The 20,689-nt window shown below is 46.3% G+C and carries 24 protein-coding genes and 1 tRNA gene; 11 read left to right on the plus strand and 14 right to left on the minus strand.

Annotated features, from left to right (window positions below):
* Positions 1–18: 18 nt before the first annotated feature.
* From npdG to K0C01_RS04160, 3 genes are read right to left on the minus strand one after another with little or no spacing between them, the layout of a single operon-like run.
* On the minus strand, positions 19–687 hold the full coding sequence (gene npdG / locus K0C01_RS04150; RefSeq protein WP_221170780.1) for an NADPH-dependent F420 reductase: 669 nt from the start codon (positions 685–687) through the stop codon (positions 19–21).
* 59 nt (positions 688–746) lie between these two features.
* Positions 747–1,613, minus strand: coding sequence for a TIGR01548 family HAD-type hydrolase (locus K0C01_RS04155; RefSeq protein ID WP_259372402.1), 867 nt, complete (start codon positions 1,611–1,613; stop codon positions 747–749).
* Positions 1,614–1,625: 12 nt separating this feature from the next.
* A complete protein-coding gene (locus K0C01_RS04160) occupies positions 1,626–2,042 on the minus strand; it encodes a UPF0146 family protein (RefSeq protein WP_255568383.1) in 417 nt (138 codons plus the stop codon).
* 40 nt (positions 2,043–2,082) lie between these two features.
* Here K0C01_RS04160 and K0C01_RS04165 point away from each other — a divergent pair, with 40 nt between their 5' ends.
* From K0C01_RS04165 to K0C01_RS04175, 3 genes are read left to right on the plus strand one after another with little or no spacing between them, the layout of a single operon-like run.
* Positions 2,083–2,604, plus strand: a complete 522-nt coding sequence (locus tag K0C01_RS04165) for an archaemetzincin family Zn-dependent metalloprotease (protein WP_221170783.1) — start codon at positions 2,083–2,085, stop codon at positions 2,602–2,604.
* Complete coding sequence (locus K0C01_RS04170) at positions 2,604–3,155, plus strand: NAD-binding protein (RefSeq protein ID WP_221170784.1); 552 nt, start codon at positions 2,604–2,606, stop codon at positions 3,153–3,155. The genes K0C01_RS04165 and K0C01_RS04170 overlap by 1 nt, the downstream gene beginning before the upstream one ends.
* 27 nt (positions 3,156–3,182) lie before the next feature.
* A complete protein-coding gene (locus K0C01_RS04175; RefSeq protein WP_221170785.1) occupies positions 3,183–4,310 on the plus strand; it encodes an NAD-binding protein in 1,128 nt (375 codons plus the stop codon).
* Positions 4,311–4,347: 37 nt separating this feature from the next.
* Here K0C01_RS04175 and K0C01_RS04180 read toward each other — a convergent pair whose 3' ends face one another.
* Complete coding sequence (locus K0C01_RS04180; protein ID WP_221170786.1) at positions 4,348–6,171, minus strand: ribosome biogenesis/translation initiation ATPase RLI; 1,824 nt, start codon at positions 6,169–6,171, stop codon at positions 4,348–4,350.
* A gap of 2 nt (positions 6,172–6,173) precedes the next feature.
* Entirely contained in the window at positions 6,174–6,503 is a 330-nt protein-coding gene (locus K0C01_RS04185) for an EMC6-like membrane protein (protein WP_221170787.1), read from the minus strand.
* A 491-nt stretch (positions 6,504–6,994) separates the two neighbouring features.
* On the opposite strand from K0C01_RS04185, the gene K0C01_RS04190 reads away from it, so the two are divergent.
* Positions 6,995–7,276 (plus strand): helix-turn-helix transcriptional regulator, encoded by a 282-nt coding sequence (locus K0C01_RS04190; protein WP_221170788.1) that lies wholly within the window; start codon positions 6,995–6,997, stop codon positions 7,274–7,276.
* Between the two features lie 65 nt (positions 7,277–7,341).
* On the opposite strand, the gene K0C01_RS04195 is transcribed toward K0C01_RS04190, so the two are convergent.
* From K0C01_RS04195 to K0C01_RS04205, 3 genes are read right to left on the minus strand one after another with little or no spacing between them, the layout of a single operon-like run.
* Positions 7,342–8,208, minus strand: coding sequence for an ABC transporter substrate-binding protein (locus tag K0C01_RS04195; RefSeq protein ID WP_221170789.1), 867 nt, complete (start codon positions 8,206–8,208; stop codon positions 7,342–7,344).
* A gap of 2 nt (positions 8,209–8,210) precedes the next feature.
* On the minus strand, positions 8,211–9,698 hold the full coding sequence (locus K0C01_RS04200; protein WP_221170790.1) for a carboxypeptidase M32: 1,488 nt from the start codon (positions 9,696–9,698) through the stop codon (positions 8,211–8,213).
* 8 nt (positions 9,699–9,706) lie between these two features.
* Complete coding sequence (locus K0C01_RS04205) at positions 9,707–10,825, minus strand: M20 family metallopeptidase (protein ID WP_221170791.1); 1,119 nt, start codon at positions 10,823–10,825, stop codon at positions 9,707–9,709.
* A gap of 78 nt (positions 10,826–10,903) precedes the next feature.
* Between K0C01_RS04205 and K0C01_RS04210 the strand changes: the two genes are divergently transcribed.
* On the plus strand, positions 10,904–12,745 hold the full coding sequence (locus tag K0C01_RS04210) for a PINc/VapC family ATPase (protein ID WP_221170792.1): 1,842 nt from the start codon (positions 10,904–10,906) through the stop codon (positions 12,743–12,745).
* Positions 12,746–12,851: 106 nt separating this feature from the next.
* Positions 12,852–13,301 (plus strand): phosphate-starvation-inducible PsiE family protein, encoded by a 450-nt coding sequence (locus K0C01_RS04215; RefSeq protein ID WP_255568385.1) that lies wholly within the window; start codon positions 12,852–12,854, stop codon positions 13,299–13,301.
* A gap of 38 nt (positions 13,302–13,339) precedes the next feature.
* On the opposite strand, the gene K0C01_RS04220 is transcribed toward K0C01_RS04215, so the two are convergent.
* Both K0C01_RS04220 and K0C01_RS04225 read right to left on the minus strand, forming a co-directional pair.
* Positions 13,340–13,759 (minus strand): hypothetical protein, encoded by a 420-nt coding sequence (locus K0C01_RS04220; RefSeq protein ID WP_221170793.1) that lies wholly within the window; start codon positions 13,757–13,759, stop codon positions 13,340–13,342.
* A 126-nt stretch (positions 13,760–13,885) separates the two neighbouring features.
* A complete protein-coding gene (locus tag K0C01_RS04225) occupies positions 13,886–14,335 on the minus strand; it encodes a universal stress protein (RefSeq protein WP_221170794.1) in 450 nt (149 codons plus the stop codon).
* Between the two features lie 383 nt (positions 14,336–14,718).
* Here K0C01_RS04225 and K0C01_RS04230 point away from each other — a divergent pair.
* A tRNA-Leu gene (locus tag K0C01_RS04230) sits at positions 14,719–14,803 on the plus strand.
* A 183-nt stretch (positions 14,804–14,986) separates the two neighbouring features.
* Entirely contained in the window at positions 14,987–15,496 is a 510-nt protein-coding gene (locus tag K0C01_RS04235) for a DUF5813 family protein (protein ID WP_221170795.1), read from the plus strand.
* A gap of 70 nt (positions 15,497–15,566) precedes the next feature.
* On the opposite strand, the gene tmk is transcribed toward K0C01_RS04235, so the two are convergent.
* A complete protein-coding gene (gene tmk, locus K0C01_RS04240; RefSeq protein WP_221170796.1) occupies positions 15,567–16,145 on the minus strand; it encodes a dTMP kinase in 579 nt (192 codons plus the stop codon).
* Between the two features lie 611 nt (positions 16,146–16,756).
* On the minus strand, positions 16,757–17,161 hold the full coding sequence (locus tag K0C01_RS04245) for a DoxX family protein (RefSeq protein ID WP_221170797.1): 405 nt from the start codon (positions 17,159–17,161) through the stop codon (positions 16,757–16,759).
* A gap of 159 nt (positions 17,162–17,320) precedes the next feature.
* Here K0C01_RS04245 and K0C01_RS04250 point away from each other — a divergent pair, with 159 nt between their 5' ends.
* Both K0C01_RS04250 and K0C01_RS04255 read left to right on the plus strand, forming a co-directional pair.
* On the plus strand, positions 17,321–17,734 hold the full coding sequence (locus K0C01_RS04250) for an HVO_A0114 family putative DNA-binding protein (RefSeq protein ID WP_221170798.1): 414 nt from the start codon (positions 17,321–17,323) through the stop codon (positions 17,732–17,734).
* 302 nt (positions 17,735–18,036) lie between these two features.
* Positions 18,037–18,468 carry a GIY-YIG nuclease family protein gene (locus K0C01_RS04255; protein WP_221170799.1) on the plus strand — a complete coding sequence of 144 codons (432 nt, stop codon included), beginning with the start codon at positions 18,037–18,039 and terminating at the stop codon, positions 18,466–18,468.
* Here K0C01_RS04255 and carA read toward each other — a convergent pair.
* Complete coding sequence (gene carA / locus K0C01_RS04260) at positions 18,455–19,525, minus strand: glutamine-hydrolyzing carbamoyl-phosphate synthase small subunit (RefSeq protein WP_221171194.1); 1,071 nt, start codon at positions 19,523–19,525, stop codon at positions 18,455–18,457. The two genes, K0C01_RS04255 and carA, sit on opposite strands and share 14 nt — an antisense overlap.
* Positions 19,526–19,698: 173 nt before the next feature.
* Between carA and idi the strand changes: the two genes are divergently transcribed.
* Positions 19,699–20,250 carry an isopentenyl-diphosphate Delta-isomerase gene (gene idi / locus K0C01_RS04265; protein WP_221170800.1) on the plus strand — a complete coding sequence of 184 codons (552 nt, stop codon included), beginning with the start codon at positions 19,699–19,701 and terminating at the stop codon, positions 20,248–20,250.
* 34 nt (positions 20,251–20,284) lie between these two features.
* On the opposite strand, the gene K0C01_RS04270 is transcribed toward idi, so the two are convergent.
* Positions 20,285–20,656: a DUF7994 family protein gene (locus K0C01_RS04270; RefSeq protein ID WP_221170801.1), complete on the minus strand. Its 372-nt coding sequence runs from the start codon at positions 20,654–20,656 to the stop codon at positions 20,285–20,287.
* Between the last annotated feature and the right edge of the window lie 33 nt (positions 20,657–20,689).

Raw genomic sequence — 20,689 nt, forward strand, 5'->3', positions numbered from 1 at the left:
CTCGGAGTGGTTCACCTACTATGTGAACTTAACGCCAACGTCGCTTAGTCCATCGTTGTATCGAGCAAGGTTGATTAAAAGAGGAGTCATTGACTCAACTTCAGCGGCATTATCAATTGGTCCTGCATCAAGCGCGCGAATTCCTGAGATGGATTCAGCAAGTTCAACAACAGTCTCCTTAGCCTGTGAGTTCTCTCCAACGACTAAAGTGTCAAGTGAAAGGGATTGGTCAAGATCAATCAAAGCATGTGCCGAGAGGTTGTGAAATGCGCCAATAACAGGAATCTCGTCAGGGGCAGCTTGGGCCGCAACGGCAGTTACACTGCCTGCACCCGGTCGATGGTAGTGAAGGCCAGATTCATTTGATTTCATCCCGACTGCTGGAGAAACAATAATAGCGTCATCGGGCAAGTCACCACTGACTGATTCAACAGTGTCGGAAACGTGGTATGGCGGTACAGCGAGAACAACAATATCTGCAGATTGTACAATGTTTGAGTTAGTACCAGCCTGTAGATTGGCATTAATGTCGTGTTCAGAAAGTGTATCTTCGTATTCAGCAACAGCATCTTCAGCTCGATCTACATCCCGAGAGCCAATATTGATAGTATAATCAGTATCAGCAGCCCAGCGAAATGCTAGTCCCTGTCCAATATCGCCAGTTCCACCAAGAATTGCAATTTCCATATGTCATGGGTAGGGCGAGTAAACGAAAAACGTTGTGTCACCGGCGGAGTTCGACGCAATCACTCTAGAATCGCCGGCAGATCATTAATATTGTCAATAACTGTTTTAGCACCTGCATCTTTGAATGCAGTAATACCATCGCTTCCGGAGAGACCGCCAGTAAGAACACCAACGCCGATGTATTCACGTTCAGGGTCGGCAGCTGCTGCATTTTCTGCTGTTTGTATATCATCGAGAGTATCACCAGCAAACACAACAGTCTGTGCATCAAATCGCTCAGCGAGAGTTAATAGTGCATCTGGATCTGGCTTGCTACCATCCCAGTCGTCCATCGTGAACTGTTGGTCTGGAGAAAGGTCCAAGCCAACCCGTTCAAGCGCGATAGTAGCTTCCTGACGAGGACGGCCAGTCACAACACCAACACTGAACCGGCTTGTTAAATCCGCTATTGTGGATTCATCAGCGAGGATGGGCTCATCATTAATGTATCCAGCAGTATGGGCTGCTGGCTTCTTTCCCTCGATTTCAGCGTATAAATCAGCACCAAGGTACAGCTGCTGAAATACATCGCGTATCTGATCTGGATTCCAAAATGAGAACGCGTACTCAGAGCCACTATCGGAAAGCTCATGCTGAAGCAACTCACGGACAGCAGAGAGACCTCCACCTCTGCTGGATATTTCGTTGGTATACTCAGTTAGATCAGCTTCATATCCAGTTCGTCGAGCAAGGATATATAACGCTGCTGCGTCAGTGAGTTCCCAGTCATTGTTAAATCCGCCAGCATTTTTGAACTGCTGTATATCTGATTTAGGGATTGTTTCATCGTAGATGACTTGAAGAGTATCGACAATTGCTCGCCGATAGGACTGTGAAACATCGACAAGAACGCCATCAACATCAAGAACAACAGCGTCAGGAGCGATTACCATATCTGGTTATACATCATCATTGGCTAAGGTATTATTGTCTCGATACTGGAATAGTGTCGTTCCTGGAATCTGGGTGCGAGTAACGGGAACAACAGCAGGATCACTACCAAGGGTGGTAAAATAGACATCCGCATTGATATCACTGCCTAATTCACAAAGAGGTCGTTGTAACTCCGGAGGACAGCGGAGAAAATAAAGTGCCTCAGCATTCTCATAATGTGTGTTGGTGGGATCAGTAAGATCATCACAGACAAACGTAATATCCGGAGGAAGAGATTGAGCGGTGATATCAGTCGCAATAATAGAACAACCACGTTCGGCTAACTGTTTAGCGACCGCATGCCGCGAGCCAATGCCAACCTCTACAAGGCTCTCATAAGAGGCAAGATATGTAGCAAGTGTATCTGTCTGGTTGGAGCCCACGCCGGGATATTTATATCTACGACAATATAAACTATTGACAATGCTTGTCGATATCGTGCCGGTCGGGGACATTCCTGCACGCGTTAAACGGGAAGCATCGAGTGCGCTGCAGAGTGTATATGACTGTGATGTCGTTATCAATGAGTCAAAGCCAGTTCCGGAAGGTGCATATGACGAAGCCCGAGGACAATATAGAGCAGAAGAATTCATTGAGATGGCCAGCAGGGTAGGCCGAGGAGATAAAAACATTGCAATTACTGTAGAGGATTTGTATTATCGTCGGCGAAACTACGTCTTTGGTCTCGCATATCTGGAAGGTAATGGTAGTGTTATTTCGACACACCGGCTACGAACGACATCTGATGGAGGGAAGGCAAATCTTGATGCGGAGGAAGTATTCGCTAATCGAGTGCGAAAAGAGGTTGTACACGAAATTGGCCATAACATCGGTCTTGAGCACTGTGACAATAACCGGTGTGTGATGAATTTCTCGGCCACAGCAGTGGATATTGATCAAAAAGAGGAATATCTATGTGGTTCCTGTTCCCGAGAGATTAGCTAATGAGTGGTCATCTTATCGTTGTAGGATACGACACATGGACTGATGCAGTAATAGAATTACTTCGTTCCTCGAAGATTTCTTATTCAATATTACTTACTGACAAGGAAGCAGCGGAGAACCTCCGCTCAGAAGGAGAAGAGGTTGTCTGTGTTTCAGATTTCAACGAGCAGGCATTCAGAGATGCGGGGATCGACAGGGCAGACGCAGTGTTGGTAGCAACACTGGACGATCAGCAAAATATACTGGCAGTACTGACAGCGACAGATATTGATGAGACAATGACAGTCGGTACATTCACTAGCAGAGAACGAGATGGGCCAAAGTTGCGACGTGCTGGTGCGGATGTGATTGTAAACTTGGGTCAAGCAGTGGCCGAGCTAATTGCAGAGACAGCACTGACAGGAGCTGAGCCTCAACAATTGCTAGAAGAAATTTTGTCTGAAGAGACAATAGTCGAGCTCGCACAACCAGCGCAGGTAACGGGGGAAGGAACAGAATCTCACGAACAATCAGATGCCGGAATTGAGAACGATGCAACAACTAAGAGATAAAATCAGGGTTTATAACGTCAAGCAATTATGAGTGCCGAGATTAACACGAGTATTAATTCTGCTAGAGGATCACAGTTTGGAGTAGGCTTAGTATTTGCTGTCGGGGTTGTGGCGGTCATAACAGGTATAGTTCATATTACATATACTCCAATCAGCGGAGTGCTAGAGCCATATATTCCAGAAGTCATACAGGGCGCCGTTGGATTTACGGGGACAGTTACTGGGTTTATTTTGATGGTCAGCGGCTATAGTTTACACCAGCGATACAGAGTAGGTTACTATCTTGCTCTTGTATTTCTCCCAATTGCAACAATACAGGGCATTGTTCAGTCAAGCATCGCGTCGTTACCACTAATAATTCTATCGCTGATTGCACTGGTAATCGTACATATAAACCGAAGTCGGTTCCAGGAGCAGGTTGATATGACACCAGCGCAGTTGGCAGCCATGGTAGCACTAGCTGGCGTGCAACTGTATGGAACTGTCGGGACCTATTCGCTTAGAGACCAATTTGATGGGGTAAACTCAGTATTAGATGCATTTTACTTTACAATTGTAACAGCATCGACAGTTGGATACGGTGATATAGAAGCATTGACTGCACAGGCACGGTTATTCACAATTTCGGTTCTGGTGCTTGGAACAGCGAGTTTCGCAGTTGCACTTGGTGTACTGCTAGGACCGATGATTGAGGCACGGCTTGCGGCAAGCTTAGGTCGTGTTCGTGATCGTCAGCTGAGCCAGCTTGAGGACCACATCATTATTTTGGGCTGGAGTGAATTAACAAGCCAGCTTATTGAGGAGCTTTCAGAGAAGGTTCATATAGTGGTCATTGCACGAGAGGATTCAGGGGTCCCGGATATACAAAATCAAGAACGAACAACGCTAGTTGGTGACCCGACAGAAGAAAACATCCTTGAACGAGCTAGAATTGAACGCGCCAAATCAGTAATTGTCGCAACAACAGATGATTCAAAAGATGCGTTTGCGATCCTTACTGCTAGAGAAATCACTGGAGATGCACAAATCATTGCCACAGCAGCGAACTCGGAAAACGTTTCAAAATTAGAACGTGCAGGAGCCAATGTGGTCTTAGATCCGGCACATGTTGGAGCACAGCTGCTCGTAGATTCTACGCTTCGTAACAACGAGTAATAGAAGATCTATATAATCGGTCAGTGGTGGTCAACAGCTAAGAGTCAGTTGGGGTGTAGTAGTATTCACCCTCTCGTTTCTGCTGTCGGTCGAGCTGGCTGTCCGGCTTGTTGATTCGAGGACGGCCAACGCGCTCATCTCGTCGGAAAGTAATTTCGAGGTTCGAAAGGAATTCGTTCATCCCAGACCGCATATTTTGTGGTGTGCCAGCATGACCGGATACCGCCGGTTCGCCGTCGAATACAAGCAGACGATCAGAGAGAAGATCAATCAGGTATATATCATGGTCGATAACAAGGACAGTCGCATCATTTGATTCTGCATACCGGCGAATTGCGTTCGTTGCTTGGACACGTTGTTCAACATCCAGATGCGCTGAAGGTTCATCGAGTAAGTAAAGGTCAGCATCCTGCGAGAGACAGGCAGCAATTGCGACACGCTGTCGCTCACCGCCTGAGAGTTCAGTGAGACGCTGTTCCATTATCGGGTCAAGTTGGAGTGGTTTGGCAATTTCAGTATTCCAGTAGGAGGACCCAAAGTCAGAGGTGATTCCTGACAAGAAAGTGTCAACACGACGGTTTTGATCAATTTCGATATACTGAGGTTTATAGGAGATATCAAGATCCGCATCAAGTGATCCACTATCTGGCGTTAATTCACCAGCAAGCATCTTCGCAAACGTTGACTTACCAATGCCATTTGGACCAACAATGCCCAGCACCTCGTTTTGATAGATCGTTCCTGACTCGACTGTTAGCGAAAACGCGTCTTCACCGTAGCTTTTCTCAACTTGTGGGTACTCAACCAGTTGATCTCCGGTTGTTGTCGTACGAGGAGCATGCTCTTCGAACTCAATCTGTTCTGAACGAATACGCATGTTCTCATTTTCAAGGTATCCAGCAAGGTACTCGTTGATGCCTTTTTTCACCGACTTTGGATCGGTGATTACACCGTAAGCGTTCGGGTCACCATATGCGACATGGAGCGTGTCCGCAAGCAGATCAAGGACGGCAAGGTCGTGCTCAACAACAAGCATTGAGCGATTTGATCCCTCTGCAATATCACGAATCAGACGAGCAGCAGCGATCCGTTGGCCGATGTCGAGGTATGGTGTAATTTCGTCAAGGAAATAGAAGTCAGCATCTCGAGCGAGACAGGCTGCAATCGCGACACGTTGAAGTTCGCCACCAGAGAGATCTTCGATTGGCTGGTCAATCACGGGGCCAAGAGAAAGTCGGTCGACAATCGTATCAAGCTGATTCCGCTCATCCGTTCCAGCCAGTAGATCCCGGGTGGTTCCATTAAACTGCTCTGGAATTTGATCAACGTACTGTGGTTTTTGTGCGACCGTCCGGTCACCTTCCACAGTACCTGTAAGATATTCCTGAAGTTGTGTACCACTATATTCACGGATTACAGTATCCCATTCAGGTGGAGATTCCCATTCACCTAAGTTAGGCGTGAGTTCACCTGCAAGGATTTGGACGGCAGTTGTTTTACCGATTCCATTAGGACCTAAAATTCCGGCTACTTGGCCTTCAGCTGGAAGTGGAAGTCCATAAAGTCGGAACGCGTTGTCACCGTATTGGTGAACAGGATCATCGCTGAGTTCTGCTGGGAGGTTAATGATCTCGATTGCATCAAAGGGACATTTTTCAACACAGATACCGCACGATTCACCAAGACAAATCTCTTCACTGATTCGGATTTGATCAGGACCACCTTCTTCTGCTTCCTCCCCCCGAATAACAATGCATTCTTTACCTGTCCGGTTTGGTGGACAGTAATTCATACACTCGTAGTTACAGCGATCCGGCTGGCACCGTTCTAAGTCAACAACAGCGATACTATCGTCGGTCATAGTTAGAGGATGGTTGCTCCAGTTGTCAGTAAGATGCCCCACGTGATAAACCACAGGCAAAACGTCATGAACACAACATAGAGGGCATCACGGCCGCCACCCCAGTCGTCGTAGAGATATTGGAAGAAAAGCATCTGCGCTCCGATTGCCGCGGCTAGGATAAGGAGTGCAGTCGTGTCAGAGGCAGCAGCATTGAGTGCATCTGCATCATAGGTTCCGTCAAATGCGACAGCATGCGAACCGATGCCAGCAAGGATTCCAAGCAACGTCGTAACTGCTGTGATAACTATTGCTCGGAAATGCTGCTGATCGACGTCATCAGCAAATGCCATATTGTAACTCCAAGACCACCGATTAAAAGCCGTTCGTTTGCGGTTCGACTAAAAACAGAAAACGGTTACATGAAAGAAGATAATAACTCTCTGGAAAATTTTGTATAAGCTACCCGCCTGACTTGCTTCCGTTGGCCGCTTCTTGAGAACGGGGGCATAGCGTCGTCACCGCACCGCTAAGACCACGACAGGTTGTAACGCATTTGTATACTACTAGTAGCATATTTCTAAATATAATTTCAGATACATTTCTAAGTCTTGAACAAGAATATAAGACTAAATTTGCGATAAGGATAGACCGGCAGACAAACAAAATACAAATGTTCAAATAATATCTAGATAATACCAATAGTATATATGTTGTCTACTATAGGACAAAGATTCTAAGGAGATGCCTCAAAAAAGTAAAAATATATCAGGAGTAGAGCCGCTAAGACTGCCATGGAACTCGGTATCAACCTTTATACGGGTGGGAAACGTGTTATATTTCAATGGCAGGGACTGACGAAGATAGTCTCGCGGACCTCCCACCAAGTGCGAAGCTTGTCTACAAAGTGCTTGAATATGACGGACCAATGACACAAAAGCAGATTGTAGAAGAGTCAATGCTGTCAGCACGGACGGTTCGGTACGCACTTGAACGACTTGAGGAGATTGGCATCGTGAGTGAAGATGTGTATTTTGCAGATGCACGACAGAACTTATACCGAATAACTGAAGAGTCTCCATCAGACCCGGAGCAAGGGACTGACGCCGGAGCATACGCAGAGTAAGGTGTCTACTGATCTTTCAGGTCAGTAAGTGTTTTGATGGAAATAGTTGCCAAAGATGAAGAGCGCTAAGATTGGATAACAGTACTAATTGATCGAACCACTTCACTGGGGGGTGCATTGAACCGATCGGGATGGATAAGACCAGCAAAGTACCGTGCAGTCTCAATTAGACGGGGGCCAGGCCGGTTAACATAGTGGTTGCCGTCCATGAAGTATATCTCATTATTTCTGACTGCGGTTAATTCAGACCACTCTGGCATAGTCTGTAGTGTATATAATTGCTTGCAAGACTCATCAATCGAATAATTACATGGAGCGACGATAATTATATCTGGGTCAACTGACCGAAGTAAATTCCATTCGTCTTTTTCTTCTATTTCAGGTGGCTGTGACATATCATCGTATATACCCCCACCAATCTCCACGAGTTCGGGAACCCATCCTCGTGCAATCATTGTAGGTTCAATCCAATCAAGAACAAGAACCGTTGGACGTTCAGCAAGTGACTGTGTCCTTGTTTTTAGCGAATCAAGGCGAGTCCGCAGCTTATCAACATATGATTGTGCTTCCGACCGACGATTGACCGCAACGCCGATGTTCTGTATATTATCAAACAGATCCTCAGTTCCTGTCGTGTGAGTGGAAACAATCGACGAATCAAGGTTCATTTCCTCGATCTTTTTTTCGACTGCGAGGGAATCAATCGCGCATTCACCACATAGTGACTGAGTGAGGATTACGTCCGGGTTAATATCTTGAAGCAGGGACTCTCGGAGAGAGTACTGCTCTCCGTCAAATTCTGTAATAACAGGCTGGCCTTTTACAGCAGGAGGATAATCGCATGTATGGGAGACAGCTTCTGGAATTACTCCCAATTGAGTGGAGATTTCTGTCGTCGCTGGAAGGAGTGAGACAACCGTTGGAGTGTCCATTATCAGATATTATAGATTTGAGAATATTTGTCTTCTGCATACGTGCAGAAATATTCCGCAGTAAGTGGCTCTCCAGTTGCATGTTCAATCAACTCGTCTGTTCGATACCGACAACCATGTTGATGGATAGTCTCCTGGAGCCAGTCAGTAATCTGATCAAATGACTGGGCACGAACGAGAGAAGAAACATCAAGTTCGGACCTAATCGTATGATTAATCTGTGCTGCTAGTACGCTACCAAGGGAGTACGTTGGGAAATACCCGAACGATCCGTGGCTCCAGTGAATGTCTTGGAGACATCCTTCGGCGTCGGATTCCGGCCGAACACCAAGATATTGTTCATATTTCTCGTTCCATACCGCTGGAACATCTTCAACAGAAAGGTCACCAGAAATAAGATCTCGCTCAATCTCGTATCGGATAATGATATGAAGGTGGTATGTTAGCTCATCTGCTTCAACTCGGATTAAGTTATCTGGATCGACCTTATTGGCTGCTTCATACGCTTCCTGTAGTGGAACCTCAGCGAGTTGTGGAAAATGTTCAGATAAGATTGGTAGAAGTTGCTCCCAAAAGGGTTTTGACCGACCGATATGGTTTTCCCAGAACCGGGATTGGGATTCGTGTACTGAGAGGTCTCGTGATTCACCAAGCGGAGTTCCGTACTTATCTTGGGGGAGGCCTTGGGTGTACCTAGCGTGTCCGAATTCGTGGATTGTACTAGTAAGCGAGTCAAGTGGGTCCTCTTCGTTAAATCGAGTCGTTATTCTAGCATCGAATTGTGTCCCAGACGAAAACGGATGAGGTGCAGTATCCAGCCGACCGCGGGTCCAGTCATATCCTAGCAGATCAAGTACGTCTTCAGCAACACTGTGTTGTATGTCTGAATCGTATGATCCAGTAAATGGATCAGCAATCTTTGTATCTGCGTCAGCAATATCATCAATCAGTGGAACAAGTTGGTCTCTAAGCTCAGTGAGAATTGTATCAGCTGTTTTCAGATCCAGATATGGTTCATATTCCTCAAAAAGCACAGCGTACGGATCACGATTGGGATCAATGTGCTCCGCATATTCTCGTTTAAGTTCAACCAGTTGCTCTAGAACGGGTGCAAACTCATCAAATGAGTCAGTCTCTTTTGCTTTTTTCCATGCAGGATGTGCTTCGCTTGTTACTTCTGATATCTTCTCGACAAGGTCTGTTGGTACCCGGTTAGCTCGTTCATACTCACGGCGAACTTCGCGAACTACTGCCTGTCTATCATCTGGAAGGGATGCATCATCCAGCTTGTCGAGCCATTCGTCCATTGGATCCTCCGTGAGTAATTCATGCTGTACAGCAGAAAGTGCAGAAAGTTGCTGTGATCTTGCAGGTGTGCCACCTTTTGGCATCATTACTTCCTGATCCCACCGGACAATGCCCGCAGCATTCGAGATATTTGTCATTCGTCGAATTCGGTTTTCAAATTGTGTATATAAATCGTCTGGCATGGATATGGCTATACATCGGAGAAGGATGAATTGTCTGATGTCCAAGATCCAAAATTTTCGAAAGCTCGTTGATATATTCGACGACACTGATGTAGTGCCGAAAGAGAAACACTTTCAGTATCAGTATGTGCTTCACCCTGTTCTGCTGGTCCACAGACAACACAGGTTGTGCCTGCTTGATTAAGTCGACCAGCATCGGTCGTATGGGGTTTTGTAACTAGTTTTGAATCTGTTGTTTGGCTTTTTACAGCGGTGTCTTGCATAAACTCGGCAAACGCTGGGTCATCACATCGCATTGCAGGGAGATGTTGTTCACACTGTATCTCAATATTATCTGATCTAATTATCGATTGAAGATCCGTTAACTGTTCTGGAGCCGTTCGTTCATCAACCGTGATTGTGCAGGAATCTGGAATAGTATTTGAGGCAGTTCCACCAGAAATCATTGTTGCAGCAATACTACCTGAAAGTGTTTTACCATACACAGTAATTCGGGGAGGATCAATATTGCGGATATCTTGTATGGCATCAGCAGCTCGATAGATTGCATTTGCTCCTGTTTCTGGAACACTGGCATGGGTTCGAGTTCCGGTTGTGATAATTGATAGTTCACGACGTCCACGGTGTGCAATTACGATATCAATTCCAGCAGGTGTTTCGTATTCGGCTGATCCTTCTCCAATGATCGCATATTCTGGTTGATAGCCCGAATCAATCGCATGCTTTGCACCAATTCCGCCCCGTTCTTCACCGACAAAGCTTGTAAATTGTATAGAGGTATCAGGGTCAGCATTACGAAATCCGATCATTGCTGCTGCGAGTGCCCCGGTCATATCTGCCGTCCCTCGGCCGTATAGACGGTCACCCCGTCGTTTGACCACATACTCCTTATGATGTTGCTGCCGGGAAGCAGGCGGGACAACATCATGGTGACCAACAAATGCGAGTGTAGGGGACCCATTGCCCTTTGTTGCAATTATATTGCCGCCGTTTGGGGCATCATCACGACGAACATCGGCATTGGTATGATTTAATAGCCATTGTTCAATCTGTATACCCAGTTCGGTCTCATCATCGTGGCTCGGGGTTTGAACTAGTTGACGGGTCAGTTGTTCGATCTCATCCATCGTTTGTTCATTACTGTCTTGGCTGATATGTCCTACTGGTTAGACATGCTTTTTATTCGACGAGACCCATATTAAACTATGAACGTTGTTCCGGATACGAGCGTGGTCGTTGACGGCCGTGTTTCCGAGCGGATTGAAGCGGGGGGATTTGTTGATGCAACAATCTCGATTCCCGAGGCCGTAGTAGCAGAACTTGAATCCCAAGCGAACGAGGGGCAAGACAGTGGCTGGAACGGACTGGAAGAGCTTCAACGTCTTGCCGAATTAGATGACGAAGGGAAGATCAAAGTTGACTACATCGGTGATCGTCCTGACGCTGGTGAGCGTGGTCACGCTAGTGAAGGTGAGATTGATGCGCTTATTCGCTCTCTTGCTGCAGATCTTGATGCCGTTTTCTTTACTAGTGATGTTGTACAAGCAGAGGTTGCTCGGTCTAAGGGCTTGGCTGTCGAATATGTTGCACCACGGACTGAGACTGTCGAGCACCTTGCAATAGAGGAGTTTTTCAATGAAGAGACAATGAGTGTTCATCTTCGAGCAGGCACCCAGCCTCGTGCGAAACGGGGTACCATTGGAGAGATGTCATATGAGGTAATCGACGAAGACCCGATTACAGCCGAAGAGCTCCGAGAACTTTCACAAGAAATTCGAAATGCCGCCAGGCAGTCGGATGAAGGGTTTATTGAGCTCTCAGAGCCAGGAATGGACATCATCCAGTTCCGAGAATATCGAATTGCGATTGCAGAGCCTCCGTTTTCCGATGGACTTGAGATCACAGCGGTACGGCCAATCGCACAGACAACACTGGATGATTACGAGCAGGCAGAAGAGCTTAAAGATCGATTCTTAGAACGTCAGCGTGGGGTACTCATCTCTGGATCACCTGGAGCCGGGAAATCGACGTTTGCACAAGCCGCTGCTGAGTTTCTAGCTGACAACGATTACGTAGTCAAAACAATGGAAAAGCCACGAGATTTGCAGGTTGGAGACGAGATTACGCAGTATACTGAGCTTGGAGGTGAAATGGAACGGACGGCTGATTCGTTGCTAATGGTCCGGCCTGACTATACCATCTACGACGAAGTTCGAAAAACTGAGGACTTTGAAGTCTTTGCAGATATGCGTCTTGCCGGTGTTGGAATGATCGGGGTTGTGCACGCAACACGTGCAATTGATGCATTACAACGGTTAGTTGGACGCGTCGAGTTGGGTATGATTCCACAAATCGTAGATACAGTAGTGTATATTGAAGCTGGAGAGATTGATACGGTGTACGACGTATACACCGAAGTAAAAGTTCCACACGGATTGAAAGAAGAGGATCTTGCACGGCCAGTCATTGTGATTGAGAATTTCACGACAAACGAGCCAGAATATGAGATTTATACATTTAACCGACAGGTTGTTACTGTTCCACTCAAAGAGGGCGAAAATCAACAGTCAGAGCAGGGTGTCGAGCAAATTGCACGACAGGAAATTGAGCGAGAGATTAGGTCAGTCGCCAACGACTACGTTGATGTAGAAATTCAGGATTCAAATCGAGCAACAGTGTACGTATCAGAAAATGATATCTCACAGGTTATTGGAAGAGGAGGTGGCAGAATTTCCGACATTGAGGACCGTCTGGGTATAGAAATTGACGTTCGGACGCATGAAGAGCAACCTCAGCCATCAACGAGTCAGCAACCAACATCTGGCGAAGGGATTGTTGTAACGCCCGAGGTGACATCACGACATGTCGTTATTTCAGTCGAAGGGCATGCAGGTGAAACGGTTGAAGTTCGTGCAGACGGTGAATACCTATTTACCGCAACAGTATCTCGTGGAGGAGATATACAAGTATCTCGAGGGAGTGCTATTGCCGATGAACTTGAAAAAGCAATTGATCACCGTCGACAGGTAACTGTCCATCCATCTTAACAACGACCGATATATTCAAATTCGACGTATTCAGACCGAGGTTCCACAGCTTATAATTTGAGACGGCTGGCTGCCTTTTTATACTTATAGGACAGACATTTATGTGATGGTTGACATCGAATCGTTCATCAAGCCGTCTGAAAGATCCTTGCGGTGGCTTGCGTTATTTGTTGCATACGTGCTCGTGTTTTTGTTTGCGATCGGCATCATTGATCTATTAATTGAGATGTATAGCGTGTTTGCGTCAGGGGATTTCACTGACCCAATAGCGATTATTGAGTTGATAGAGATTGTCCTCTTGCTTCTGATCATTCTGGAAGTGCATCGAACACTTATTGCAATCGTGCGGGAAGAGCCAGTAGTACGAATTATTATTGGTGTGGCCATTATCGCGATTGCTCGGCAGGTCATTAGTTTCCGTGTCGAGGATTTTGCAACAGCGAATGAAGCACTTGTTTCCGCAGCAGCATTAATCGGACTGCTCATCGTATTGATTGGCGGATATTTCATGGTTCGCTATCTCGAAGTATCTTCGCCGCACGAAAGAGAACGGTAGTACGGGTTCTGCCCAAAACAGGCAACACATTAATTAGATTATTCTTCAATTTCCTGTGACCATTCATCACCAGCACGAAGAATGAAGATCACAAATGCGACAATGAATGTAAGCAACGCGACAACTGGGCTCAAGATTATTGATGCTGTCGTAACCTGGAGCAGCAACCCAGTCACAACAATGCCAACAATTCCGCCGCCAAGTGTACTAAACGCATAGTCCCAGAACATCTCAGACCCTTCTCGTTTAGCATAATATCCAGAAGAGTCGAATCCTTTCATCATAAGAGCAATAATCGTCAGCATTGTAGGCATCGCAACAGCAATACCGAAGGACTGGGCAAATCGGTTGGCATCAGTTTCTGTGGCAGCACCGGTCAATACAATCGTAATCACCACTGCTGCAAGAAACCCAGCGACGATAATCGCACCAGCAACAGCGAGTGGATTATTCCTCATATGTGGTTTCTTGCTTAGCAGTTACATAAGCGACCCGAAACAGTCTGCACTACGAGTTGGTATACACGTTCAATTGGAAACTACAGACTACAAATCGGCCTACTTGAGTTAGAACCTGAGATGTGATTACTGATCGGGGAGTTCTTTAACGATTGTGATCGGGATACGTGTGAGCCGGGCAACACGCTCACTAACACTACCGAGTAATCGTCGGTACTCTCCAGATTGTTGTTTCGATCCAAGCACAGCAAGTTCAATGTCATTGTTATCAATGTATTCAACAATAGCTTCATGCGGAATTCCGTCGCGGATAGCAGTCTCAACATTAACATCAGCAGACTGAGCCTGTTCTTTAACGCTAGCGAGAGCTTCTTCGCCCTCTTCTCGAAGCGTTTGTTCTACGCCTTCAGATTCATGAACAAATTCATCACCGGTGTAGGCACCATAGATACTTTCGTCAACGACATATAGAAGATGCAAATCAGCATCATACCGCTTAGCAGCGTCAATGGCGTGTTCAATCGCATTTCGTGTATTGTCTGTTCCATCCGTTGGAAGCAAAATCCGATCGTACATAGTAGATAATTACTCTCCACAGTTATAATTCCACACGTTGAGAAAGGGGGCATGATTCCAGAGAAAACTCCTCGGGGAGAACGTGTGTGACGGCCTCCAGCTCGAAGATATACGGAATTAGGTGCGAGACGATCACACAGGAAGACGGACAAGTCGTTGACCTATAGGACCTAGATCACCCGCATCTCAAAGACGGCGAGACGTTCATCCTTGATCTTATGACACTGTTCGTTCTCCGGTCGGAGCAATGGCAGACGAACAATAATCGGCAAGGATTCCGAAGTTTTCCGGACGGTCAAACTGAATAAAGTGGATCATAATGCCAACAACTGTTAATGCGAATCCGTAACCCACTTAGATAAGACGGCTATATTTTAATGTGAGCGAGGGTAGCCGAGCCAGGTCAAAGGCGGTGGGCTTAAGACCCGCTCCCGTAGGGGTCCGAGGGTTCGAATCCCTCCCCTCGCATATATCCAATTTTACTAAGTTAACTTTTGCAGGCAAAGTCTCAACCTCACGGAGCGACTGAGGAGAACGACTATTAAGAATGGTTCACAGAAGGATCAAGGCGGATGTCACGGGGCCTGACCCGAAGCCATTGACTGTTCCAGCAGTGCGGTTGAAGTTTATGCAGCAGTAATAGAGATTACTGTGAGTCAAATTGAAGATCGTCTTCGGAATGCACTCAGCCGGCATGATAAATTTCGTAGTCAGAACTCCGGATACGAGTACACAGGGACAGCATTCGATGTAACAGCCATAGTTCGGGATGGCGAATGTCAAGTCCGAGTGGTGCTTCCAGAGCTTGACACGGTAGTTCAGAATGAAACAGTGCCAGATGTTGTTAGATCTGGGTGGAGAGACACGCTTGATCGTCGACTGAAAGATGGACCGAAAGCAGCTGGACTCCAAGGGGATATTGAGTACACGTTAGAGGAAAAAGATACAGTAGTAATAGCTAGATATACATTTACACCAAAATCGCCGGGGGTAATCGGAGAAGAAGTAAGTGCAATCGCAACGTTTGTCGAAGGAACATATGTACAAGGGATTATTCCAGGATACGAGTATGATGAGCCAGTTACTGGACTAATACAGCAGGCAGGAGAGCAAGCCGGAAGTGACGAAATTGATCCAGAAAAAGGAGGAATGCCGCTTTGAGCCCTTCTTCCTTCAAAGTACTTCGGAGCACTTGATTCATTTTAGAGGCAGAAGAAGGAAGATCAGTTTATCAACTGAAGCTCTCAATGGCGTTGATGCTTTCAGAAAGAACTGACTCTGGTGACTGTGTCGCGTCAATCACAGCAAATCGGTCGGGATCTTTGTTGATCACCTGCTGATAGTTATCATAGACGGATTGAAGGAATTGTATTTGTTCGAATTTATTTGCCTGATCACTTCGTTGAACAGCTACTTCTGGAGGGAGATCAAGATAGATTGTCAGATCAGGAACACGAGTAAACGGCTCATGTATCGTCTTGATGTATTCAAGAGGCGAAGAAAGTTGATCAGAAAGTGTGGCTGCCTGATATGCATATCGTGAGTCAGCGTATCGGTCAGAGATGACCAACTTTCCTTCTTCCAAGGCAGGTTCAATAACAGAAGCTAGATGGTCGGCATGATCAGCAGTGTATAGAAACAACTCTGCAAGCGAATCAGCGTTATCAGCCGAGATCGACTTCCTAACTGCATCTCCATACCAAGAGTTTGTCGGCTCACGGGTAAAAACAGCATCTGGGAACTCTGATTGAAGTTGTTTGCACAGGGTGGTTTTGCCGCTGCCATCAATTCCTTCGAGTGTCACGAGCATTATCGTAGTCTCAAGCGGGGAGTTACCTACATTTGTCGTTCAGGTCGGAACAGGCGACAGTCAAAGAGAATGAGTTAATAACGGAGCGTGTGCAGGCGGCATAACGGGTGTTGGTAATACGATTTCTTTATTCAGCCGCACCGCTGTATTTTTCTCACCCGATTCATCCTCATTCTATTGTTCTATTGGTGGCAGTTAGTCGTTACTTCTCTGATTCCTGATACTGTTCGCGAGGGGCTTCAGCCGCAGTTCTCCGAAGCCGTATCCGGAGTGGGACCCGATTCGTTGGAGGCCGTTCTTCGCGGTCTCGACCGGACGGTCGTCGAGGTACTTCACAACCTGCAAAGACGGCGGGTATGCGACGGCGAGCGAGTTGATCTGAAGGTCAGCTTGACTGTCTTCTTATGTGTGTACGGACGGCGGTATTCCTCTTGTTCTGAGCCCTTCTGATACCGACCAGGGCTTGGAAGCACTACTGAATAGAATAGGCGTGTTTTCAACGACTGATAAGGCGACTGTTCTAGGGCTTGACCCGGGTAAGTTCACTGTTCGATAGTGTCTCAGAAGTTATCCGCTAAAATTGAAGCCAATTCTAACGGTTGGCCGTGGGATTATTCTCTTTGGGATTGATAAGCACGATGCAAAAACGCAATAGCACCACCAAGCATAGCAAGATTACCGAAGAACGCAAGACGATCACCTTTCGGGCCATCCTCAGCGTTCCAGAAATCATGCATAGTGGGAGTAACTGTCAGTAAAAATGCAACAGCGGCACCAGTTGCAAGTCGAGGAAGTCGCCAGAGAGCAATGCCCAAACCAGCAAATACCATCATGCCAGATGCAAATGGGGCAAAAAGTTCGGGAACCGGAACACCTTCTGAGCGAGCATATTCCACAGTATCATCCATGTCACGGAAGTCTTCAGATGCTTGGAAAGCTAGACCTGCTCCAAATAAGACCCGACCAAGCCGATAAAGATGTCCGGTGGTTGTTTCAGTGTCTGTTTGTTCTTCCATAATCGTTTTTCTAATCGAATACTGATAAGCAAGATGGTTAGATTTACCAGATGTATTGAACCGATGCGAGGGTAATACAGCGCAGGAGGTCTGGGTGGTTACACAGCATAGCTATCGAGAGAAATCGTTCTAACCTTCAGATAGTCAAATAATAACAAAATGAACAACAACAATCCACGTAACCAGGATAACACTGGTGTGCAAGACCGGAGAGTACTCCAAGTCCAAGTTTCTCTCACGAGAGACCTCGATAGGGAGACGATCTTACCTGAAAGAGAACGGGCAGAAAACGCTGACAACTCTATTGTTTTTGAGACAACAGATAAACTGCGAGAGGTCCTTACGCCACCGAGAATGGAGATTGTTTATGCGTTAGTTGAAGCCGATCAACCAATATACATCAAAACATTAGCAGAGAACCTTGATCGGAGCATAGGATCAGTACGTAATGACATTGAGTTGCTTTCAGACCGGGAAGTAATCCGTGTTGTGAAAGATGATGGAATATACAAACCATACCTCCCATATGATAAAGTTCAAGTCGATATCGACTTTCCTGTTGTGAAGGCATAATACTAAGAGTTTATTCAGACCACAGGAAGTGTCTATGAAGCCATCAACTACCGAGCCTACTCGGTTCTATCGGTCGTTCCGTGAAGACAAGCGTAGCACTCATACCACACCGCTAACGAAACCCCTTTTGACTCCCTCCAACGGTTGAATCCAGAGAATTCCTCTATGGGAAATCTAGCCAATTGACATCCTCCCGGCGCTGAAGCGCGAGGCGTTCGCCTCGAAACTTCCGTAAAATAGATGTTATCGAGTAAAGGATCGAGACACACATTGATCATGATGGAAAAGTCGTACTATACTTTATGAAGGGGACATATGCGTTGCTGATCAGGTTGCCGGAAAGGACGACTGTAAAAATAGGAGCACTTGGAGAGATAACGTTCAATGATGGTTGGTACGTATACTCAGGAAGTGCATTTGGACCAGGAGGATTTTCTCGAATTGATCGTCATAAGGAGCTAGCGAACGGTAACAAAAACACCCGTCACTGGCACATCGACTACTTTCTCGGAGACACAGAGGCTATAATTACTACGGTGTTTAGAACCCCAGAAAAAGATATTGAGTGTAACGTTGCACAGGGTCTACCTGGAACGCGAGTAGCAGAATTTGGTGCGTCAGACTGCAATTGTGCGTCACATATGATCCATCATACGAAAAGAGAAAGACTGGCCAGTGTATTGCGTAAGGCGCACGAGACAGTTCAAAAAGAGGCGAACGTTAATCAGCGATAACTGGGGATTTGTCTTCAGTTACCATTTCTAAAACTTCATCGAAGAAGTCCAGAGAATCATTTGGTCCTGGATTGGCTTCTGGATGATACTGACGGGTAATAATGTCGTATTCAGCACTGTCCAAGCCCTCTGACGTTCCGTCATTAACGTTAAGCTGAGTGACAGAAAGGATCTCTCCAGGATCAGAGACGGCATAACCGTGATTTTGTGTAGTCATAACGACTCGATCAGTTCGAAGGTCACGAACCGGTTGGTTTACACCACGATGGCCAAAGTCCATCTTTGTTGTGTCGCCACCAAGTGCATTAGCGACAACCTGTTGTCCGAGACAGATACCAGCAATCGGCATTTCCCCAAGGAACTGTTCGACGAGGGACTCAGCTGTCTCGAAATTCTCTGGATCACCAGGTCCATTCGAGACGAAAAGGAGATCAGGATCTACGGCCGAAATATCGGCAGCTGTGGCATCATGTGGGAACATTTCGACAGTCGCATCTCGTTCAACAAGTGAATCGATGATTGATCCTTTCGCTCCACAGTCAATAAAGCCAACAGTAGGTCCGGATCCTGATTCGTTGTGTGTTACATGTTGTTCGATACTGACCTTTGATCCGATATCAGTGTGCTCGCTCATTTCTTTGCAAGCATCTAGCTGCTCAAGTGCATCCTCTTCGGTTACATCCTCACCAACGGCAATACCACACTGCATTGCTCCCTCCTCTCGGATATCAATCACGAGGTCTCTGGTGTCAAGCTGATCGACAGCAGGGACGCCTTCATCAGAGAGCCATTCAACGATTTCATCCGTAAGCTCTCTGGCAATAACACCAGATGGATGCACCCGATCAGATTCAAAGCGACTCTCTCGAACCCCGTAGTTACCGATCAGAGGATACGAAAAGGTTAGGATCTGCTCTTCATATGATGGATCTGTCAGACTTTCCTCGTAGCCAGTATATGCAGTCGTGAAAACAAGCTCTCCCGGAGTCGTTCCAGGAACACGGCCACGCCCTTCTATAACATGGCCGCCTTCGACTGCCACGTACGCCTTGTACATCATCAGACTGGAAGGTTTATCCGGGGATAAAACTTGTCTTCTTCGCATGCTCAAACGACGGTCATAAACTTTGGAACAACACAAAAAGCAGATTATTTGCGGTAGTTTTCGCAACACAAAGGTAGGTATGCAGGTTTCGAAGGGAGTTTGTGGATAGGTCCCAATATGTAGATATGGAACATGAAAATATGCGTGAGAACGTTGTTGCGGTGGATGAAGACGATAACCCAACAGGAACGGTAAATCGATTAGAGGCACATACTGGAGATGGTATTCGTCATCGGGCATTTACCACGCTTATTTTCGACAAATCAGGCCGAATTCTTCTTGCACAGCGTAGTCCAGAAAAGCGGTTATGGGATGATCACTGGGATGGTACAGTCGCATCACATCCGGTAGAAGGCCAATCACAGAAAGAAGCAACACGACAGCGACTGGCCGAAGAATTGGGCATTACAGAAGAGCAGTATGACAATGTGCGCATCACGGATGTATTCGAATATAAGCGGTATTTTGAAAATCAAGGAGTAGAGCACGAGGTGTGCACAGTTCTAAAAGTTACACTAGATGACACAACGATTGATCCTGATCCAGAGGAGGTTGCTGGGGTACTATGGGCACCGTATAAACGACTCTATGAGAATCCAAAGTGGTATCGGCAACTTGATTTATGCCCGTGGTTTGAGATTGCTGTTCGACGTGATACGCAAGACAGCGTCGAGTGACGGTATATCCAAACATTGAAACGATTATTGGGTATTACAGAGGATCCTCACTGAGATACACATTATAAGCCAACAAAACTAACAGCAGGCTGAGAAATACTGAAAATATTGCTATTAGAATATCAACACTGGATGTGCTGCCAGCAATTACTGAAGGGAGATATAGCAGAGGCAAAATGGGGACAAGAAGTAGGTATGTGAGGCTAGCAAGGATAGACCAAGAGATTGTGTGTGATCCAATTGGAAATGTTTGGTTAGTACTAACAGCTATTGCAGAAATTCCTGATCCAAGAAGAAAGATACCAGCAGTAAAAGTTGTCATCGTAGTATAGTAGCCAGCGACGATTCCCGCACTGCCGAACACCACTCCAAAGATTCCCCACCACAGAAAATATCGCTGGCGCATATCGATAAGTATCATGTGGAAGCGTTTGTCTGT

Source organism: Salinarchaeum sp. IM2453 (genome assembly GCF_019693215.1).
Lineage (GTDB): Archaea > Halobacteriota > Halobacteria > Halobacteriales > Salinarchaeaceae > IM2453.

Excerpts from the sequence above, each read along its gene's own strand:
- npdG (WP_221170780.1), bottom strand. The coding sequence starts at position 687 with ATGGAAATTGCAATTCTTGGTGGAACTGGCGATATTGGACAGGGACTA.
- K0C01_RS04165 (WP_221170783.1), top strand. The coding sequence starts at position 2,083 with ATGCTTGTCGATATCGTGCCGGTCGGGGACATTCCTGCACGCGTTAAA.
- K0C01_RS04170 (WP_221170784.1), top strand. The coding sequence starts at position 2,604 with ATGAGTGGTCATCTTATCGTTGTAGGATACGACACATGGACTGATGCA.
- K0C01_RS04175 (WP_221170785.1), top strand. The coding sequence starts at position 3,183 with ATGAGTGCCGAGATTAACACGAGTATTAATTCTGCTAGAGGATCACAG.
- K0C01_RS04180 (WP_221170786.1), bottom strand. The coding sequence starts at position 6,171 with ATGACCGACGATAGTATCGCTGTTGTTGACTTAGAACGGTGCCAGCCG.
- K0C01_RS04185 (WP_221170787.1), bottom strand. The coding sequence starts at position 6,503 with ATGGCATTTGCTGATGACGTCGATCAGCAGCATTTCCGAGCAATAGTT.
- K0C01_RS04190 (WP_221170788.1), top strand. The coding sequence starts at position 6,995 with ATGGCAGGGACTGACGAAGATAGTCTCGCGGACCTCCCACCAAGTGCG.
- K0C01_RS04195 (WP_221170789.1), bottom strand. The coding sequence starts at position 8,208 with ATGGACACTCCAACGGTTGTCTCACTCCTTCCAGCGACGACAGAAATC.
- K0C01_RS04200 (WP_221170790.1), bottom strand. The coding sequence starts at position 9,698 with ATGCCAGACGATTTATATACACAATTTGAAAACCGAATTCGACGAATG.
- K0C01_RS04205 (WP_221170791.1), bottom strand. The coding sequence starts at position 10,825 with ATGGATGAGATCGAACAACTGACCCGTCAACTAGTTCAAACCCCGAGC.
- K0C01_RS04210 (WP_221170792.1), top strand. The coding sequence starts at position 10,904 with ATGAACGTTGTTCCGGATACGAGCGTGGTCGTTGACGGCCGTGTTTCC.
- K0C01_RS04215 (WP_255568385.1), top strand. The coding sequence starts at position 12,852 with ATGGTTGACATCGAATCGTTCATCAAGCCGTCTGAAAGATCCTTGCGG.
- K0C01_RS04220 (WP_221170793.1), bottom strand. The coding sequence starts at position 13,759 with ATGAGGAATAATCCACTCGCTGTTGCTGGTGCGATTATCGTCGCTGGG.
- K0C01_RS04225 (WP_221170794.1), bottom strand. The coding sequence starts at position 14,335 with ATGTACGATCGGATTTTGCTTCCAACGGATGGAACAGACAATACACGA.
- tmk (WP_221170796.1), bottom strand. The coding sequence starts at position 16,145 with ATGCTCGTGACACTCGAAGGAATTGATGGCAGCGGCAAAACCACCCTG.
- K0C01_RS04245 (WP_221170797.1), bottom strand. The coding sequence starts at position 17,161 with ATGGAAGAACAAACAGACACTGAAACAACCACCGGACATCTTTATCGG.
- K0C01_RS04250 (WP_221170798.1), top strand. The coding sequence starts at position 17,321 with ATGAACAACAACAATCCACGTAACCAGGATAACACTGGTGTGCAAGAC.
- K0C01_RS04255 (WP_221170799.1), top strand. The coding sequence starts at position 18,037 with ATGAAGGGGACATATGCGTTGCTGATCAGGTTGCCGGAAAGGACGACT.
- carA (WP_221171194.1), bottom strand. The coding sequence starts at position 19,525 with ATGTACAAGGCGTACGTGGCAGTCGAAGGCGGCCATGTTATAGAAGGG.
- idi (WP_221170800.1), top strand. The coding sequence starts at position 19,699 with ATGGAACATGAAAATATGCGTGAGAACGTTGTTGCGGTGGATGAAGAC.
- K0C01_RS04270 (WP_221170801.1), bottom strand. The coding sequence starts at position 20,656 with ATGCGCCAGCGATATTTTCTGTGGTGGGGAATCTTTGGAGTGGTGTTC.